The 16,574-nt window shown below is 35.2% G+C and carries 19 protein-coding genes; 18 read left to right on the top strand and 1 reads right to left on the bottom strand.

Annotated features, from left to right (window positions below):
- Positions 1 to 750 (top strand): LytTR family DNA-binding domain-containing protein, encoded by a 750-nt coding sequence (locus N4270_RS05720; protein WP_260095975.1) that lies wholly within the window; start codon positions 1 to 3, stop codon positions 748 to 750.
- A gap of 260 nt (positions 751 to 1,010) precedes the next feature.
- Positions 1,011 to 1,211, top strand: coding sequence for a hypothetical protein (locus tag N4270_RS05715; RefSeq protein ID WP_260095974.1), 201 nt, complete (start codon positions 1,011 to 1,013; stop codon positions 1,209 to 1,211).
- Here N4270_RS05715 and N4270_RS05710 read toward each other — a convergent pair whose 3' ends face one another.
- Positions 1,212 to 1,802: a riboflavin synthase gene (locus tag N4270_RS05710; protein ID WP_260095973.1), complete on the bottom strand. Its 591-nt coding sequence runs from the start codon at positions 1,800 to 1,802 to the stop codon at positions 1,212 to 1,214.
- A 60-nt stretch (positions 1,803 to 1,862) separates the two neighbouring features.
- Here N4270_RS05710 and pdxA point away from each other — a divergent pair, with 60 nt between their 5' ends.
- From pdxA to N4270_RS05630, 16 genes are all read left to right on the top strand, one after another.
- Positions 1,863 to 2,912, top strand: coding sequence for a 4-hydroxythreonine-4-phosphate dehydrogenase PdxA (gene pdxA, locus N4270_RS05705; protein ID WP_260095972.1), 1,050 nt, complete (start codon positions 1,863 to 1,865; stop codon positions 2,910 to 2,912).
- Between the two features lie 81 nt (positions 2,913 to 2,993).
- Positions 2,994 to 3,536: a DUF177 domain-containing protein gene (locus tag N4270_RS05700; protein WP_260096136.1), complete on the top strand. Its 543-nt coding sequence runs from the start codon at positions 2,994 to 2,996 to the stop codon at positions 3,534 to 3,536.
- Between the two features lie 8 nt (positions 3,537 to 3,544).
- Positions 3,545 to 3,748 carry a 50S ribosomal protein L32 gene (rpmF, locus tag N4270_RS05695; protein WP_204344563.1) on the top strand — a complete coding sequence of 68 codons (204 nt, stop codon included), beginning with the start codon at positions 3,545 to 3,547 and terminating at the stop codon, positions 3,746 to 3,748.
- Positions 3,749 to 3,928: 180 nt separating this feature from the next.
- Entirely contained in the window at positions 3,929 to 4,924 is a 996-nt protein-coding gene (locus tag N4270_RS05690; protein WP_260095971.1) for a beta-ketoacyl-ACP synthase III, read from the top strand.
- A gap of 38 nt (positions 4,925 to 4,962) precedes the next feature.
- Positions 4,963 to 5,454, top strand: a complete 492-nt coding sequence (gene accB, locus N4270_RS05685) for an acetyl-CoA carboxylase biotin carboxyl carrier protein (RefSeq protein ID WP_260095970.1) — start codon at positions 4,963 to 4,965, stop codon at positions 5,452 to 5,454.
- Positions 5,455 to 5,529: 75 nt separating this feature from the next.
- A complete protein-coding gene (gene accC / locus N4270_RS05680) occupies positions 5,530 to 6,879 on the top strand; it encodes an acetyl-CoA carboxylase biotin carboxylase subunit (protein ID WP_260095969.1) in 1,350 nt (449 codons plus the stop codon).
- Positions 6,880 to 7,083: 204 nt separating this feature from the next.
- A complete protein-coding gene (locus tag N4270_RS05675) occupies positions 7,084 to 7,674 on the top strand; it encodes a hypothetical protein (protein WP_260095968.1) in 591 nt (196 codons plus the stop codon).
- A gap of 94 nt (positions 7,675 to 7,768) precedes the next feature.
- Positions 7,769 to 10,039 carry a reprolysin-like metallopeptidase gene (locus N4270_RS05670; RefSeq protein ID WP_260095967.1) on the top strand — a complete coding sequence of 757 codons (2,271 nt, stop codon included), beginning with the start codon at positions 7,769 to 7,771 and terminating at the stop codon, positions 10,037 to 10,039.
- Between the two features lie 53 nt (positions 10,040 to 10,092).
- Positions 10,093 to 11,208, top strand: a complete 1,116-nt coding sequence (locus tag N4270_RS05665; RefSeq protein WP_260095966.1) for an FAD-binding oxidoreductase — start codon at positions 10,093 to 10,095, stop codon at positions 11,206 to 11,208.
- Between the two features lie 3 nt (positions 11,209 to 11,211).
- Entirely contained in the window at positions 11,212 to 11,916 is a 705-nt protein-coding gene (gene mtgA / locus N4270_RS05660; protein WP_260095965.1) for a monofunctional biosynthetic peptidoglycan transglycosylase, read from the top strand.
- The gene (locus N4270_RS05655; protein ID WP_260095964.1) at positions 11,909 to 12,364 is read left to right on the top strand and encodes a GreA/GreB family elongation factor; all 456 of its coding nucleotides are present in this window, start codon (positions 11,909 to 11,911) and stop codon (positions 12,362 to 12,364) included. Before mtgA ends, N4270_RS05655 begins: the two co-directional genes overlap by 8 nt.
- A gap of 56 nt (positions 12,365 to 12,420) precedes the next feature.
- Positions 12,421 to 13,560, top strand: a complete 1,140-nt coding sequence (locus N4270_RS05650; protein ID WP_260095963.1) for an NAD(P)/FAD-dependent oxidoreductase — start codon at positions 12,421 to 12,423, stop codon at positions 13,558 to 13,560.
- On the top strand, positions 13,557 to 14,270 hold the full coding sequence (locus tag N4270_RS05645) for a methyltransferase domain-containing protein (RefSeq protein ID WP_260095962.1): 714 nt from the start codon (positions 13,557 to 13,559) through the stop codon (positions 14,268 to 14,270). Before N4270_RS05650 ends, N4270_RS05645 begins: the two co-directional genes overlap by 4 nt.
- A 1-nt stretch (position 14,271) precedes the next feature.
- Positions 14,272 to 15,324 (top strand): type III polyketide synthase, encoded by a 1,053-nt coding sequence (locus tag N4270_RS05640; RefSeq protein WP_260095961.1) that lies wholly within the window; start codon positions 14,272 to 14,274, stop codon positions 15,322 to 15,324.
- Positions 15,318 to 16,115, top strand: coding sequence for an SDR family oxidoreductase (locus N4270_RS05635; RefSeq protein ID WP_260095960.1), 798 nt, complete (start codon positions 15,318 to 15,320; stop codon positions 16,113 to 16,115). The genes N4270_RS05640 and N4270_RS05635 overlap by 7 nt, the downstream gene beginning before the upstream one ends.
- A 2-nt stretch (positions 16,116 to 16,117) precedes the next feature.
- Positions 16,118 to 16,573 (top strand): 3-hydroxyacyl-ACP dehydratase FabZ family protein, encoded by a 456-nt coding sequence (locus N4270_RS05630; protein ID WP_260095959.1) that lies wholly within the window; start codon positions 16,118 to 16,120, stop codon positions 16,571 to 16,573.
- Position 16,574: the final 1 nt, after the last annotated feature.

Here is a 16,574-nt window from a genome sequence, read left to right as displayed (position 1 = left end):
ATGTTAACAGCAATCATAGTAGAAGATTTATTAGATGCAATGCAACTTCTAAAACGAGACATCGAAACACAGCACCCAGAATTAAAAGTAATTGACACAGCACAAAGTGTTGTTGAAGCAGCAAAAGCACTTAGAAAAACACAACCCGACATTTTGTTTTTAGACATTATGCTAGGAGACGGAACCGGTTTTGATGTGCTTGAGATTTTCCCAGACTTAAAATCAAAAATCATTTTTGTAACTGCCAGTGATGAGTATGCGATTAAAGCTTTTAAGTTTGCAGCTATTGATTATGTGTTAAAACCCTATTCTAATGAAGAACTAGCTCAGGCTATTGAAAGAGCCAAACAACAAATAGAGCCAAGTAAAGAACGGCTGGAAATTTTAAAAGAAACCCTATCAGCTCCAGAAAAGAAGCCAGATAAAATTTCGTTACATACGCTGGATAAAATTATAATTGTCAATTTAGACGATATTGTTCGCTGCGAGTCTGATAGTAATAATACCATGTTTCATCTTCAAGATCAACGAAAAATATTTGTGACTAAAACTTTAAAGTATTTTGCAGATATGTTAAAGCCTTATGGGTTTTTAAGAATCCACCAAAGTCATTTGGTGAATTTACAATGTATTAGTGCCTACATTAAAACCGATGGAGGCTATTTGATGCTTAAAAATGGAGAAAATGTTCCTGTTTCTGTACGTAAGAAGGCCGAAGTTATTGAGATTTTAGATCAAATGCATCGTTAATTTGAACTCTTTTTTTCAAAAAAACCATTGAACGAGTTATTACGTAGATAATAGTGTAAAACGCATGATAACAATAATTTAAAACTAAAAATATGTAGATTTTGTTTTGATTATCGTAAAAAAGCATATATTTGGTTTTAATATAAATTTAACGCAAAACACACAAAATCGTGCTTTTCGTCGAAGTTTTTTGCGTTTTATGGATATTTTTTTGCTATTTAATTTTGTTGAGACCTTTTTTTTTATACATTTACGCCATAATGAGAATACAAAACAAGAAAATCCTAGCCTCGATCTTATTTGTATTAATAAGTTTTGTATGCGTAGCCCAAGGCGGTGATCCACCACCTCCTATGCCACCACCACCTCCAGGTTTACCTATTGATGGGTTTACTACAGTGGCCGCTATTTTGGGTGTTTTCTTCGGAATTAAAAAGACAATCGATAATTCTAAGAAGTAGTTATAATCGCGCTTCGTAAAGTTTCTGAATATATTTTCCTAACACATCAAACTCAAGATTCACTTTTGAACCTATTTTGAAATACTTAAAATTAGTATGTTCATAGGTATACGGAATAATAGCAACACTAAACCTGTTTTTTTCCGAATTAACTACGGTTAAGCTCACACCATTAACAGTTGCCGAGCCTTTTTCAATAGTAACATTTCCAGAGCTGCTATCATACGAAAAAGTAAATAACCAGCTACCATTATCTTCTCTTATGTCTTCACATATACCAACTTGATCCACATGCCCTTGCACTATGTGTCCATCTAAGCGATCACCAAGTTTCATGGCGCGCTCTAGATTAATAATATCACCTATTTTTAAATCCCCAATATTTGTTTTGTTAATGGTCTCTTTTATAGCGGTGACTACATAGCTGTCTTCAGTAATAGCCACAACTGTTAAGCAAATCCCATTATGAGAAACACTTTGATCAATTTTTAATTCTGAAGTTATTTGACTCTTTACTGTTAAATGAAGATTATCCTGCTCGTTTTTAAGATTAGTAACAATGCCTAAATCTTCAATGATACCTGTGAACATAGTGTCGAATAATTGGTTAAATTTGTGACTATAAAATTACATACAATAGATAATATCTTAATGGAAAAAGACAAAAAAATAAAACTCGGGATTTCAATTGGCGATTTAAATGGTATTGGTTCAGAAATTATTATAAAAACATTCGAAGACAATCGCATGTTAGAATTTTGTACACCAGTTATTTTCGCTTCTATTAAAACGATGTCTTTTTTCAAAAAACACTTCAAGAGCAATCTTAATTTTCATGGCATCAATCATACAGACCAAATCATTGATGGAAAAATCAATGTATTAAATGTCTGGAAAGAGAATGTAAACATCAATTTTGGAGAGGAAGACTTAAAAATAGGCACCTATTCTGTAAAATCTTTAGAGGCAGCAACACAAGCTTTAATAAATGAAGCTATTGATGTATTAGTGACGGCTCCAATTCACAAGCATAATATCCAATCGGATGATTTTAAATTTCCTGGTCACACCAATTACCTGGCCGAAAAATTAGGCGGAAAAAGTTTAATGTTTATGGTAACCGATGCATTAAAGGTAGGATTACTTACCGATCATGTTCCTGTGAAAGATGTACCCAGTCACATTACTTCGGAGTTAATTAACGAAAAAACCAATACAGTATACCAATCATTGAAACAAGATTTCAGGATTAGTAAACCCCGAATAGCTGTCTTAGGAATCAATCCGCACGCTGGAGATAATGGTGTTATTGGAGAAGAAGACGATCAAGTATTAAGACCTACACTTCAGGATATAAGAGACAAAGGTAAAATGGTTTACGGCCCTTATTCAGCAGATAGTTTTTTTGGTTCTGGAAATTATAAAAACTTTGATGCTATTATTGCTTCTTATCACGATCAAGGCTTAATTCCCTTTAAAACCATAGCGTTTGGACATGGGGTAAATTATACGGCTGGACTTCAGAAAGTAAGAACGTCTCCAGATCACGGAACAGCTTTTGAAATCGCAGGAAAAGGCGAAGCCGATAACGGTTCTTTTAAAGCCGCTGTGTTTATGGCGATAGAAATTTTCAAGAATCGAAACGAATATGGCGAATACTCCAAAAACCCTTTAAAAAAGGCCCCTAAAAAAAAGCAATAAATGTTATAAACATTTTTTGTTTATAACCCTCGTTTAATTAATTAAAATTTATATATTTGCAGGCTCAAAATGAATGCGATGATGAAGCCGTTAAAGGAATATACGATACCATTTGTTGGTCTCAAAGTAGGAAAGCACCATTTTGATTATCAGATTGATAAAGCGTTCTTTGAACATTTTGAGTATGATGATTTTAATGATGTAGACGTAAAAACAAGTTTGCTTTTTGAAAAGAAAACAACCTTGTTAGAGTTGTATTTTGAAATTTCAGGTGTAGTAAATGTCAATTGTGACCTAACCAATGAACCTTATAACCAAAGTGTTGAAGGCGAATTTAAACTGGTTGTGAAGTTTGGCGAAGCATACAACGACGAATTTGAAGACATCCTAATCATTCCGCATGGCGAGTACGAAATTAATGTGGCACAATACATTTATGAATTAATCATATTGTCTATGCCAGCTAAACGCGTTCATCCAGGTGTTGAAGACGGAACATTAGATTCAGACATACTTAAAAAACTAGAAGAATTAAGTCCAAAAGGCTTAGAAGAAAAAGAAGAAACATCAGAGGAAATAGATCCTCGTTGGAATACATTAAAAAAACTATTAACGGATAAATAACATATAAAATGGCACATCCTAAGAGAAAAATATCTAAAACAAGAAGAGATAAAAGAAGAACACATTATAAAGCATCTGTTCCTACAATTGCAACGTGTCCTACAACAGGAGAAGCACATCTTTACCACAGAGCTCACTGGCATGAAGGTAAATTATATTACAGAGGTCAAGTATTAATTGACAACTCAGAAGCAGAAGAAAATTTAGCATAAGTATTATGCATGCATATAATAAAACGCTCAGTAATGGGCGTTTTTTTTATGTTTAATTTCTCTAAGTCTTAAAAACGACTTAATTTGCACCATATTCGTTCAAAATTTAGTAATTTCATTATATTATTACCCTTTTTTGATGATTTTTGTCTTTTTGGGACTGTTTTTTAAAAATACAATATGAGTAAAATCACAGCTGCAATTACAGGAGTAGGCGCATATTTACCAGAATATAGATTGACCAACCAGATTTTGGAAACCATGGTCGATACCAATGACGAATGGATTACCACAAGAACAGGTATCAAAGAACGTCGTATTCTTAAAGAAGAAGGTAAAGGAACTTCACATTTAGCTATTAAAGCGGCTCAAGACCTTATCAATAAAAAGGGAATTGATCCTAAAGCTATAGAATTAGTAATCGTTGCAACAGCAACACCAGATATGAAAGCTGCCTCAACCGCAGCTTTTACTGCCACTAATATAGGCGCGACTAATGCTTTTTCTTTTGATTTAGAAGCTGCTTGTTCTAGTTTTCTCTTCGGAATGTCAGTAGCCGCAAGTTACATTGAATCAGGAAAATATAAGAATGTACTGCTCATTGGAGCCGACAAAAACTCGTCTTTCATTAACTATAAAGACAGAGCAACTTGTATTATTTTTGGTGATGGTGCAGGTGCTGTTTTGTTTGAACCTAATGAAGAAGGTCTTGGACTTCAAGATGAATTATTGAGAAGTAATGGTGAAGGGCGTGAATTTTTACAAGCGACTTATGGCGGATCCTCTTATCCAATTACAGCAGACACCTTTAATGAAGGGAAGCATTATGTTTTTCAAGAAGGAAAAACCGTATTTAAAAATGCGGTGTTTAATATGGCCGATGTTACCGAACGAATATTAGAACGAAATAATTTAACTAATAACGATATTTCATGGTTAGCAGCGCATCAAGCCAATAAACGTATTATTGAAGCGACTGCAAACAGAGTGTCATTAGAGCCTGAAAAAGTAATGATGAACATTCATAAATACGGAAATACAACTTCAGCAACATTACCGTTATTATTACACGACTATGAATCGCAATTAAAAAAAGGCGATAAAATTATATTCGCTGCTTTTGGAGGCGGATTTACTTGGGGCTCAATTTATTTAAAATGGGCCTATAATTCATAACCAAACTTTTAACTAACTAATTAAAACGACTAATAATTATGGATATTAAGGAAATTCAAAACTTAATCAAATTTGTAGCCAAATCTGGTGCAAGTGAGGTTAAACTAGAAATGGATGATGTTAAAATCACAATACGAACAGGATCAGATGACAAAGGCGATTCTACGACTTACGTTCAGCAAATTCCGGTAAACCAACCGGTTGCTCAGGCAGTACCAGCTGCAGCACCAATACAAGTCGCTGCAACAACTGAAGCTCCGGCTCCTGCTGCTGCATCAGAAGATTCAAAATATATCACAATCAAATCACCTATAATTGGTACATTTTATCGAAAACCATCTCCAGACAAACCTGTCTTTGTTGAGGTAGGCAGTACTATTGGCGAAGGAGATGTGCTTTGTGTGATTGAAGCCATGAAGTTATTCAACGAAATTGAATCTGAAATCTCTGGAAAAATTGTTAAAATCTTAGTAGACGATTCTTCTCCAGTAGAATTTGATCAACCTCTATTTTTAGTAGATCCATCATAACCAAATTTAAAATTCCAAAGCACAATTCCACTTGTATTGGAGTTTGGAATTTGAAATTTTAAATAGTATTAAGTTATGTTTAAAAAAATATTAATAGCTAATAGAGGTGAAATAGCACTACGTGTTATTAGAACCTGTAAAGAAATGGGCATTAAAACAGTGGCTGTATACTCTACAGCTGATGCCGAAAGTTTGCATGTAAAATTTGCAGATGAAGCCGTATGTATTGGCCCACCTTCAAGTAGTGAATCCTATCTTAAAATACCAAATGTTATAGCTGCAGCAGAGATTACCAATGCTGATGCTATTCATCCAGGATATGGGTTTTTATCTGAAAACGCTAAGTTTTCTAAAATTTGTGAAGAACACGATATTAAATTCATTGGTGCTTCTCCTGAAATGATTGACAGAATGGGTGATAAGGCCAACGCTAAAGCAACAATGCTTGAAGCTGGTGTGCCTTGTGTTCCAGGTAGTGAAGGGGTTATAGAAACTTTTGAAGACTGTCAAAAAATAGCCAAAGAAACCGGTTACCCAGTGATGCTTAAGGCCTCTGCTGGTGGTGGTGGAAAAGGTATGCGTGCTGTTTGGAAACCTGAAGACCTTCAAAATGCGTGGGAATCTGCTCGTGCTGAATCAAAAGCTGCTTTTGGAAATGACGATATGTACATGGAAAAACTTATTGAAGAACCACGTCATATTGAAATTCAAATTGTTGGAGATTCTACAGGAAAAGCGTGTCATTTATCAGAGCGTGATTGCTCAATACAACGTCGTCACCAAAAACTGACCGAAGAAGTACCGTCGCCATTTATGACTAAAGCGTTACGTGATAAAATGGGTAAAGCTGCTGTTAAAGCGGCAGAATTCATCAAATATGAAGGTGCCGGAACTGTTGAGTTCTTAGTAGATAAACATCGTAATTTCTACTTCATGGAAATGAATACGCGTATTCAAGTAGAGCACCCAATTACCGAACAAGTTATCGATTTCGATTTAATACGTGAACAAATATTAGTGGCTGCAGGTGTTCCAATTTCAGGAAAAAATTATTCACCTAATTTACACTCTATAGAATGTCGTATCAATGCTGAAGATCCATTTAATGACTTCAGACCGTCTCCAGGACGTATTACAACATTACATGCCCCAGGTGGTCATGGTGTAAGATTAGATACCCACGTTTACGCAGGTTATGTGATTCCGCCTAACTACGATTCGATGATCGCGAAGTTGATTACAACAGCGCAAACTCGTGAAGAGGCCATTAATAAAATGAAACGTGCTTTAGATGAATTTGTCATCGAAGGTATTAAAACAACCATTCCTTTTCATAGACAATTGATGGAACATCCCGACTATTTAGCGGGTAATTATACCACCAAATTCATGGAAGATTTTAAAATCCAACCTGTCAACGAATAAAACAACAACTCCGAAATTAACGTTTCGGAGTTTTTTTTTAGTAAACCCCAGTTTTTAAAGGTTGATGTTTTGGGTGTTTCCTAACGATAGCGTTAGGACCAGGCTATCCGTTATATCTTTTTTGCCTACAAAAAAGGATGCCACTTCTATCCTTAACACATGTCATATTTTGTAGTATCTTTAGAAAATCTAGCACCATTTTAAATGTTTAAAACGAAAGAAACTGTATTTATTTTTGCCCTGTTTTTACTGTTTTTTCCAGTTTATGCGCTATTCAATAATGCCCTTTTGTTTTTGTTTGATCATGCTTTTACTCAAGGTGAAGTCTCAAAAATTTTTAACTATAATTATACAGGAAGTTTACTAGGTTGTCTTGGTGTTACAAAATATAATGAGTTAGCAGTCTCGTTTAATTTTTTTCAAAAAAATGGCGTTTTACTAATTAGTTTTTTGATTTCAGTGCTTAGTTGTTACCTGCTTTTTAAAACGAAAGCTGCACCTAAATATTCGTATAAATGGATTTTAATTTTTTTATTTTCCTTTTTTTTGTTTTTTAGTTTAGAGTATCTATTGAGTATTATTAGAAGCTTTGAACATTTAGATTCAGCGTTTTTAAAAAGATCTTACCTATATCTCTTTGTGACAATAATTACAGTGATACTTGCTTTTTTTATAGCTTTTAAATTATTAAATCAAAAAGAAAAACGCCAAATAGTATTCATCGTTGTGCCAGCATCATTTATAAGTGCTGTTATTTGGTTGGCTTATATTGGCCCAAAAATCTTACCGTTATAAAAAAACTGTAAAACCCTTGTTAATGTAAGCGTTAATAATGTTTTTTTAGTTGTGTATCTCATCAAAACCTATTAATTTCACAAAAAATATACTTATGAAAAAAAATACACTAAAAAGGCACATCTTATTCGTGGTGTGTTTAAGTTTTTGCTTTTCCGCTTTAGCTCAAAAAAATCAATGGAAAGAATTATCAAGCGACACCCAGTTGTCTCAAGATAAGTGGCAAAGAGATGTTGCCCCATCTACAAGTAAATTATTCTCATTAAATCTTGAAAATATTAAAGATAGGCTTGCCAATGTTCCAAGCCGAAAAGAGGCGACTATCAGTTCTGGTGTGCTTTTAGATTTTCCAAATGCTGAAGGAGCTTTAGAGACATACAGCGTTTTAGAAGCTTCTGTGATGCATCCAGAACTCCAGGAGAGATACCCAGATATTAGATCTTATGTAGGACAAAATGTTGACAAACCATATATCACCATTAGATTCAGTATTTCTTATAAAGGATTAAATGCAATTATTTTAAATTCTGAATTAGGATCACAACATATTGATTGTTTAACTAAAGATCAAACGATCTACCAAGTTTATAAAATAAAAGATGTTCCGGTTCCTAGTGATGCATTTGCTTGTTATACTGAAGACGAGGGTGTAGATTTAGCAAATCGAATGCCATCACAAAATGACCTTTTAAGAAATGCAGACGACGGCACTCTAAGAGAATATAATTTAGCGTTAGGATGTACTCAAGAATACGCAGATTACCATGTTACGGAAGCAGGATTAAATATGGCTACAGACGCTGTTAAAAAAGCAGCTATTTTAGCGATTATGAACGATATGATGACGAGAGTAAATGCTGTGTATGAAACAGATTTATCGGTTACGATGACTTTAATACCAACAAACGAAAACATCATATTTTTAACAGACACCTTTTTATCTAATGATAATTTAAATGCATTAATTGATGAAAGTCGAAACTTTCTTCCATCACTTGCAGGTTCAACATTTGAAATTGGGCATATGTTAGCAGATACCTCAGGAGGTTTAGCGTATGTAAGTCGAGTTTGTGACAATTCATTTAAAGCTGGAGCGGCTTCAGGTCGCTTTGGTGTACCATCTGGTCTTGTTCATGAAAATATTATTAGACATGAAATGGGCCATCAATATGGTGCTTTGCACACTTACAATTCTAATAACTGTGCAGGTCCATCTACGCCTTCAACAGCTTATGAGCCAGGTAGTGGAACAACAACTATGTCTTACGCAGGAATTTGCGGACCTTCTTCAAATGTGATTGCAACTAACGACTTGTATTTTCACCAAATTAGCTTACAACAAATATGGGCCAATATCGATTCAGGAGCATTTGACTGTTCTACAAACACACCTAATAACAATGCATTGCCAACTGTAGAGGCAGGTGCCAATTATATCATTCCTATTGGAACTCCTTTTAAACTTACAGGTGTCTCGAATGATGCTGATGGTATAGAATCACACACCTATTGCTGGGAACAATTTGACTTAGGACCTTCAATATCAAATCCAGGTGAAACAACAATGGAAGGACCGGTTGTCCGCTCGTTTTCACCAAGCCCAAGTCCGACACGTTATATTCCTAGGTTAGAAGATGTTGTTGCTAATGGCGGAAACTCTACCGCGTGGGAAAAATTAATGTTAATTGCTAGAGATTTAAACTTTAGATTAACGGTTAGAGATAATGGAGTAAATGGTGGTCAAACGGTTTTCGATGGTATGACGGTAACGACGGCTCAAACAGGATTTTTTAGAGTAACATCTCAAAATACCAATGGGATTTCTTATGATGGTGCTACGACACAAACGGTAACATGGAATGTTGCTGGAACTACAGGTTCAGGTATTAATACCTCTCAGGTTAATATTTTACTTTCTGTAGATGGTGGTGTTACTTTTGACACAATTCTTCTTGAAAACACAGATAATGACGGTTCAGCCGATGTTGTAATTCCTAATGGAATTAATTCAACAGAATGTAGAATAATTGTAGAAGCAGTTGGAAACATTTTTTACAATATAAACCAATCAGAGTTTGAAATAGAAAGTACGCTTAGTGTAGATGACCAAAACTTGAATGATTACTTAACAGTTTATCCAAACCCAAATAAAGGGGAGTTTAATATTAAATATACTAACGGATTTAACGAAGGCTTACAAATTGAAATTTATGATATTAGAGGACGTTCTATCTTATCAAAAACTTTCGATAATACAGGAGACTTCAATGAGACGATTAAAATTCCTAATGCTACTTCTGGAGTGTATATCATAAGATTTACCGATGGGGATCAAAAAGGGATTAAAAAATTAGTAATTCAATAAAAAACATCTTGAATTAAAAAAAAGCTCCTAATTTTAGGAGCTTTTCTTTTTTTATGAATTATAGTTACTGGGAAATAAAATCGTGGTTTACCGATATAGATTACACTATAGTTGGCAGCGGTATCGTGGGTCTTAATTGTGCCTTACAATTAAAAAGACGTTTCCCTAAAGCAAAAATCTTGGTTCTTGAAAAGGGGATGTTGCCTCAAGGTGCAAGCACTAAAAACGCTGGCTTTGCTTGTTTTGGGAGCTTAAGTGAAATTATTGATGACCTTAAAACGCACACAAAAGAAGAGGTCTTTCAACTCGTAAAAAAGCGTATTGATGGCTTACAATTATTACGTAGTACATTAGGCGACACAAATATAAATTATCAGCAATTAGGAGGCTACGAATTGTTTTCTAAAACAGATGATTTATTTGAAAAGTGCTATTCCAAAACTGATGACATCAACCAATTGTTATACCCATTGTTTAATGATGAGGTTTTTAGTTTTAAAACGAATGCATTCGGTTTTAAAAATTGCCACGAGCGTTTGAGTTTTAATCAGTTTGAAGGCCAGATCGATACAGGTATGATGATGAATGCTCTAATCCAAAAGGTCTATGGTTCAGGAATTAAAATACTTAATAATATCACTGTAGAGCAGTTTTCTGAAGCTACAAATTCAGTTAAAGTCAAAACGAATGCTTTCGAATGTTCAACATCAAAATTACTCATTGCTACAAATGGCTTTGCTTCAGGTTTAGGTATTTCCGAAGTCAAACCTGCCAGAGCACAAGTGCTAATAACGAAACCAATCCAGGATTTGCATATTAAAGGAACCTTCCATTTAGACCAAGGCTATTATTACTTTAGAAATATTGACAATCGTATCTTGTTTGGAGGCGGTCGAAACCTCGATTTTAAAGGTGAAGAAACGACAGCATTTGGTCAAACAGAACGCATTCAAAATGAACTTGAACATCTTTTAAAATCAACGATTTTACCTAACACTGCTTTTGAAATCGATCAGCGATGGAGCGGTATTATGGGTGTTGGTCAACAAAAAAAACCGGTGGTCAAACAGCTCAGTAATCATGTCTGTTGTGGCGTGCGTTTGGGCGGAATGGGAGTGGCTATTGGAAGTCTTATCGGACAAGAATTAGCAGATTTGGTACACGCTTAAAAAATGAAATTTATAAAACGCTTTTTTAGATTTGTGTTCAAAACCTTGTTCTGGGTTTTTATATTTTCTATTCTAATTGTCGTGGTATTTAAATGGGTTCCTGTGCCTATAACTCCATTAATGGTCATTAAAAACATAGAGCAAACCGATGCTAATAAAAAAGGCTGGCAACACGATTGGGTACCATTAGAAACCATATCACCCAACTTACAACTGGCCGTTATCTGCAGTGAAGACCAGTTGTTTTTAACACACAACGGATTTGACATTAAAGCCATTGAAAAAGCTTACGAAAACAACAAAAAAGGACAGCGTATTAAAGGCGCAAGTACCATAAGTCAGCAAGTCGCAAAAAACGTATTTCTTTGGCCAGAACGCAGTTGGTTACGCAAAGGTTTAGAAACCTATTTTACATTTTTAATAGAACTTATTTGGAGTAAAGAGCGCATAATGGAAGTTTATCTCAATAGTATCGAAATGGGTCCTGGTATTTATGGCGCAGAAGCCGCATCTCAATACTGGTTTAAAAAAACAGCGTCAAGATTATCTAAGGATGAAGCCGCTGCAATTGCCGCTATACTGCCTAATCCAACACGCTATCAAGCTAATCCAGCAACACCGTATATTTCAAGTAGAAAAGGATGGATTACCAAACAAATGCGTTATTTTGGAAGTCTACACTATCCAAAACGAGAAAACGATGAATAGCAGTCTTAAACAAACCTTATTTAAACAATGCCAGCAGTTTGTAGACGGTCGCTTGAATGCTATTCAACAAACCATAAACGAGATTCAGGAGTCACTTACTTCTGAAACCAAAAGTTCGGCTGGTGATAAGCACGAAACTGGTCGTGCTATGCTTCAGTTAGAGCGTGAAAAAGCAGGACAACAATTGGCTGAAATTCAGAAACTAAATGAATTATTATCTAAGATAGACCTGTCTAAATCTTCCAATACAATTGGCTTAGGCAGCCTTATTTTTACAACTCAAGCTCATTATTTTATAATAATTAGTGCTGGGCAACTACAAGCACAAGACCAACAATTTTATGCGATTTCAGCAAATACTCCCATTGCAAAATTACTTCTAGGAAAACAAGCAGGTGACTTAATTACATTCCGCAATCAAGAATTTAAAATTATAGAAGTCCGTTAATTTTAATCTCACTCAATTTCGACTTATCTTTAAGGAAATTGATTAAGAAAAAGATATTGAATACAAATTCCTCAACCTTTGATGTGATTATCGTTGGCGGTGGATTGGCTGGGCTGTCTAGTGCAATTCACTTGTCAAAGTATAATCTCAACGTCTTAGTTATTGAAAAAAACAAGTATCCAAAACATAAGGTTTGTGGTGAATATGTGTCAAATGAAGTCTTGCCGTATCTCAATTTTTTAGACCTTGATGTGTTTCAATTAGGCGCTAAAAGGATTGACACATTTCAGTTATCTACTAAAAAAAGCAAACTTATTTCTGCTACATTGCCCATGGGTGGCCTCGGGATTAGTCGGTTTTGTTTAGATGCTGCATTAGCTGAAAAAGCAATAGAGCATAACGCTCAGATTTCACAGGATACTGTTGAAGATATTCAGTTTTTCGATGATAGGTTTTCCGTAGCTACCAAAAACAGTAAAAGCTATAAAGCGAAAATAGTGATTGGTGCTTATGGGAAACGTGCTAATGTCGACCTAAAACTCAACCGGAAATTTATAAAAACAAAGTCGCCATACTTAGCTGTAAAAACGCATGTTACAGGTGAGTTTCCTGACAATGTGGTCGCTCTTCACAATTTTGAAGGAGGCTATTGTGGTGTTTCTAAAGTTGAATATGACCGTATCAATGTGTGTTATATTACTAATTATAAGTCTTTTAAAAAATTCAAGAGTATAGAAGAGTTTCAACATGAAGTGCTGTTTAAAAACAAACATTTAAAGCACATTTTTAATCACACATCTCCCGTTTTTGAACAACCACTCACCATAAGTCAGATTTCATTTGAAAATAAAAAGCCTATTGACCATCATATCATTATGTGTGGTGATACTGCCGCACTTATTCATCCTTTATGTGGTAATGGAATGAGTATGGCTATAAAAAGTGCGCAAATCGCCTCTCAGCTTATTGTTAAATATTTTAATTCGGAAATTCCTAATAGAGAAGCCTTAGAAAAGCAGTATCTTAGAGAATGGAACGCCGTTTTTAAATCGCGTTTAAAAACAGGTCATAGAATAGCAAACCTATTTAATCACTCTAAACTTTCCGAAGTTTCGATGCAAGTATTACAATGGTTTCCCATGATTTTACCACATATTATAAAACGAACCCATGGAAAATTAATGCAGGTGAAATGAGTTTACTAGTGAACACAAAATATAGAAGTGACCAGCAGGAAATCATGGATGATCTGGACTATGATGGTCCGATACTCTTAGACGCCTTAGATAAACTGGCAAAAATAAATCAATGGCTTGGCGGGAATGCTGTGACGATTAACGGACTAAAAAACGCACTAAAAAATCACCCAAAAAGCGAACCTGTTACTATTATTGATTTGGGCTGTGGTGGTGGCGATATGCTTAGAGAAGTCTCGCGATTTGGAAAGCGCTATGGCTACCGTTTACAATTAATAGGAATTGATGCCAATCCCAATACAATAAGTTATGCGGAGTCCCAATCTAAAACCTATGATAACATACAATTTAAAACAATTGATATTTTTTCTGAAGCGTTTGAACAACTCGATTATGATGTGGTTTTAGCAACACTGTTTTTACATCATTTTAAAGATGAAGCGCTTATTTCGTTTTTGAAATCAGTTTTAAAACAAGCTAAGTATGGTATTGTCGTCAACGATTTACACCGACATAAATTAGCGTACTATTTATTTAAGGTGTTGTGCACAACGATACAAAACAAAACGATTATTGAAGACGGACTCACCTCTGTATTACGAGGATTTAAACGAAAGGAATTAATTCATATCTCGGAAGAACTAAATGCCAATTATCATATACGTTGGAAATGGGCTTTCCGTTATCAATGGATATTGAAGCAAAACTAATATGAGCGTAAAAATAACATCAGTAGCAAAACAGCTGCCTAAATACACGAGAGAAACCAAAGATATTATTCCGTATTTAAATCTGTGGTTATCGGGTCAGGAGGAACGTTTTCAGCGAAAAGTCATCAAGCTTTTTGAGAATGCTGGTGTGGACCGTCGCTATTCTATTATGGATGCCGAAGCCGTATTTTTAAAAACATCTTTTGAAGAAAAAAATGCTATTTATGCACGTGAAGTTGTCAAACTGGCCGAGCAATCCTTAGTCAAAGCTTTAAATAAAGCCAAGCTACAACCTACCGATATAGATTACATTATTACGGTTAGTTGCACCGGAATTATGATTCCGTCCATGGATGCCTACCTAATTAATAACCTCAAAATGAAACAGGATATCGTTAGACTTCCTGTTACAGAAATGGGTTGTGCAGCAGGCGTTTCAGGAATTATTTATGCTAAGAACTTTTTAAAAGCCAATCCCAATAAACGCGCTGTGGTCATTGCTGTAGAATCACCAACGGCAACCTTTCAGTTAGATGATTTCTCAATGGTGAATATCGTGAGTGCTGCTATTTTTGGTGATGGCGCATCAAGTGTTATTTTATCCTCTTATGAAGATGAAAAAGGTCCGAAAATCATTGATGAAGCGATGTATCATTTTTATGATGCCGAAACGATGATGGGCTTTAAACTCGTCAATACAGGATTACAAATGATTTTAGATAAAGCGGTTCCTGAAACTATTTCTGAACATTTCCCAAAAATTGTCCATCCGTTTTTAGAACGAAATCACAAAACGATTGCAGATATAGAGCATTTGATTTTTCATCCTGGCGGCAAAAAAATTGTCCAAACCGTTGAGGATTTATTTGGATCACTTGGAAAAAATATAGACGACACCAAAGCAGTTTTAAGAGATTATGGCAATATGAGTAGTGCCACTGTTTTATATGTTTTAGAACGCTTTATGGATAAACAATTGCCACAAGGAGATCTTGGATTAATGTTGAGTTTTGGTCCAGGATTCTCGGCACAACGTATATTATTAGAATGGTAAGAGAATTTAAAAATAAAAACTATTGGGCACTCATCTTAGGAGGTTCCAGCGGATTAGGTTTAGCAACAGCCAAAAAACTGGCAGCACATGGGATGAATATTTGTATTATCCATAGAAATTCAAGAACTCAAGAGGCCGAAATAGCTTCAGAATTTGAAACCATTAAAGCAGAAGGCATTCAGTTTAAATCATATAATGTTGATGCGTTTAAAACTGAAAAGCGCGCACAAATCATTTCAGAATTAAAACCCATTTTAGGTTCCGAAGGACGCATAAGAACCCTCGTTCATAGTGTCGCCAAAGGCAACTTAAAACCGATGATTTCCGAAGATAATCCAACCTTAAAAACCGATGATTTCAACTTAACCATTAATGCGATGGCCATTAGTTTATACGACTGGAGCAAAGCCCTTTTTGAAGAAAAATTATTCGCACAAGATGCTCGAATTATCAGTTTTACCAGCGAAGGAAACACTAAAGCCTGGAAACATTATGCGGCTGTTTCTGCAGCTAAAGTCACTTTAGAAGCCATCACCAGAAACATCGCTTTAGAATTTGCACCTTTTGGAATAAAAGCCAATTGTATTCAGGCTGGTGTGACAGATACAGCCTCTTTACGGATGATTCCAGGAAGTGATCAAATTAAAGCACATAGCCTAAAACGCAATCCGCATAAACGTTTAACGCAGCCTGAAGATGTCGCCAATGTCGTGTATCTTTTATCTAAAGATGAAGCGAACTGGATTAACGGTTGCGTGATTCCTGTGGATGGTGGCGAACATATCAATTAACCATGACAGCACAAGAAATCATAGCCCTTTTACCTTATCAAGACCCGTTTTTGTTTGTGGATACATTGACTGAAATTACTTCGGAAGGTATCACCGGACAGTACACTTTTAATAAAGACGCCTATTTTTATAAAGGTCATTTTAAAAACCATCCCATAACGCCAGGTGTTATTTTAACTGAATGTATGGCGCAAATCGGACTCGTTTGTTTGGGGATTTATATGCTGAAGGAAGAATTACGAGGAAATGATATTCCGCAAATTGCACTTACTTCCAGTCAGGTAGATTTCTTTTTACCAGTGTATCCTGGAGAGCAGGTGACCGTCGTATCTGAAAAAGACGTATTTCGGTTTCATAAACTGAAATGCAATGTGAAACTTTATAATGAAAAAGGCGAATTAGTCTGTCGCGGAAAACTATCAGGAATGATTAAAACTCCCGAAAAGTCTGAGTTATAAT

Source organism: Psychroserpens sp. SPM9 (assembly GCF_025153525.1).
Lineage (GTDB): Bacteria > Bacteroidota > Bacteroidia > Flavobacteriales > Flavobacteriaceae > Psychroserpens.
This window is presented reverse-complemented; position numbering and strand designations above follow the sequence as displayed.

Coding starts and splice junctions, on each gene's coding strand:
- N4270_RS05635 (WP_260095960.1), top strand. CDS start 15,318: ATGGTAAGAGAATTTAAAAATAAAAACTATTGGGCACTCATCTTAGGA.
- N4270_RS05670 (WP_260095967.1), top strand. CDS start 7,769: ATGAAAAAAAATACACTAAAAAGGCACATCTTATTCGTGGTGTGTTTA.
- mtgA (WP_260095965.1), top strand. CDS start 11,212: ATGAAATTTATAAAACGCTTTTTTAGATTTGTGTTCAAAACCTTGTTC.
- N4270_RS05690 (WP_260095971.1), top strand. CDS start 3,929: ATGAGTAAAATCACAGCTGCAATTACAGGAGTAGGCGCATATTTACCA.
- accB (WP_260095970.1), top strand. CDS start 4,963: ATGGATATTAAGGAAATTCAAAACTTAATCAAATTTGTAGCCAAATCT.
- N4270_RS05665 (WP_260095966.1), top strand. CDS start 10,093: ATGAATTATAGTTACTGGGAAATAAAATCGTGGTTTACCGATATAGAT.
- N4270_RS05715 (WP_260095974.1), top strand. CDS start 1,011: ATGAGAATACAAAACAAGAAAATCCTAGCCTCGATCTTATTTGTATTA.
- accC (WP_260095969.1), top strand. CDS start 5,530: ATGTTTAAAAAAATATTAATAGCTAATAGAGGTGAAATAGCACTACGT.
- pdxA (WP_260095972.1), top strand. CDS start 1,863: ATGGAAAAAGACAAAAAAATAAAACTCGGGATTTCAATTGGCGATTTA.
- N4270_RS05630 (WP_260095959.1), top strand. CDS start 16,118: ATGACAGCACAAGAAATCATAGCCCTTTTACCTTATCAAGACCCGTTT.
- N4270_RS05700 (WP_260096136.1), top strand. CDS start 2,994: ATGAAGCCGTTAAAGGAATATACGATACCATTTGTTGGTCTCAAAGTA.
- N4270_RS05645 (WP_260095962.1), top strand. CDS start 13,557: ATGAGTTTACTAGTGAACACAAAATATAGAAGTGACCAGCAGGAAATC.
- N4270_RS05675 (WP_260095968.1), top strand. CDS start 7,084: ATGTTTAAAACGAAAGAAACTGTATTTATTTTTGCCCTGTTTTTACTG.
- N4270_RS05710 (WP_260095973.1), bottom strand. CDS start 1,802: ATGTTCACAGGTATCATTGAAGATTTAGGCATTGTTACTAATCTTAAA.
- N4270_RS05655 (WP_260095964.1), top strand. CDS start 11,909: ATGAATAGCAGTCTTAAACAAACCTTATTTAAACAATGCCAGCAGTTT.
- rpmF (WP_204344563.1), top strand. CDS start 3,545: ATGGCACATCCTAAGAGAAAAATATCTAAAACAAGAAGAGATAAAAGA.
- N4270_RS05720 (WP_260095975.1), top strand. CDS start 1: ATGTTAACAGCAATCATAGTAGAAGATTTATTAGATGCAATGCAACTT.
- N4270_RS05640 (WP_260095961.1), top strand. CDS start 14,272: ATGAGCGTAAAAATAACATCAGTAGCAAAACAGCTGCCTAAATACACG.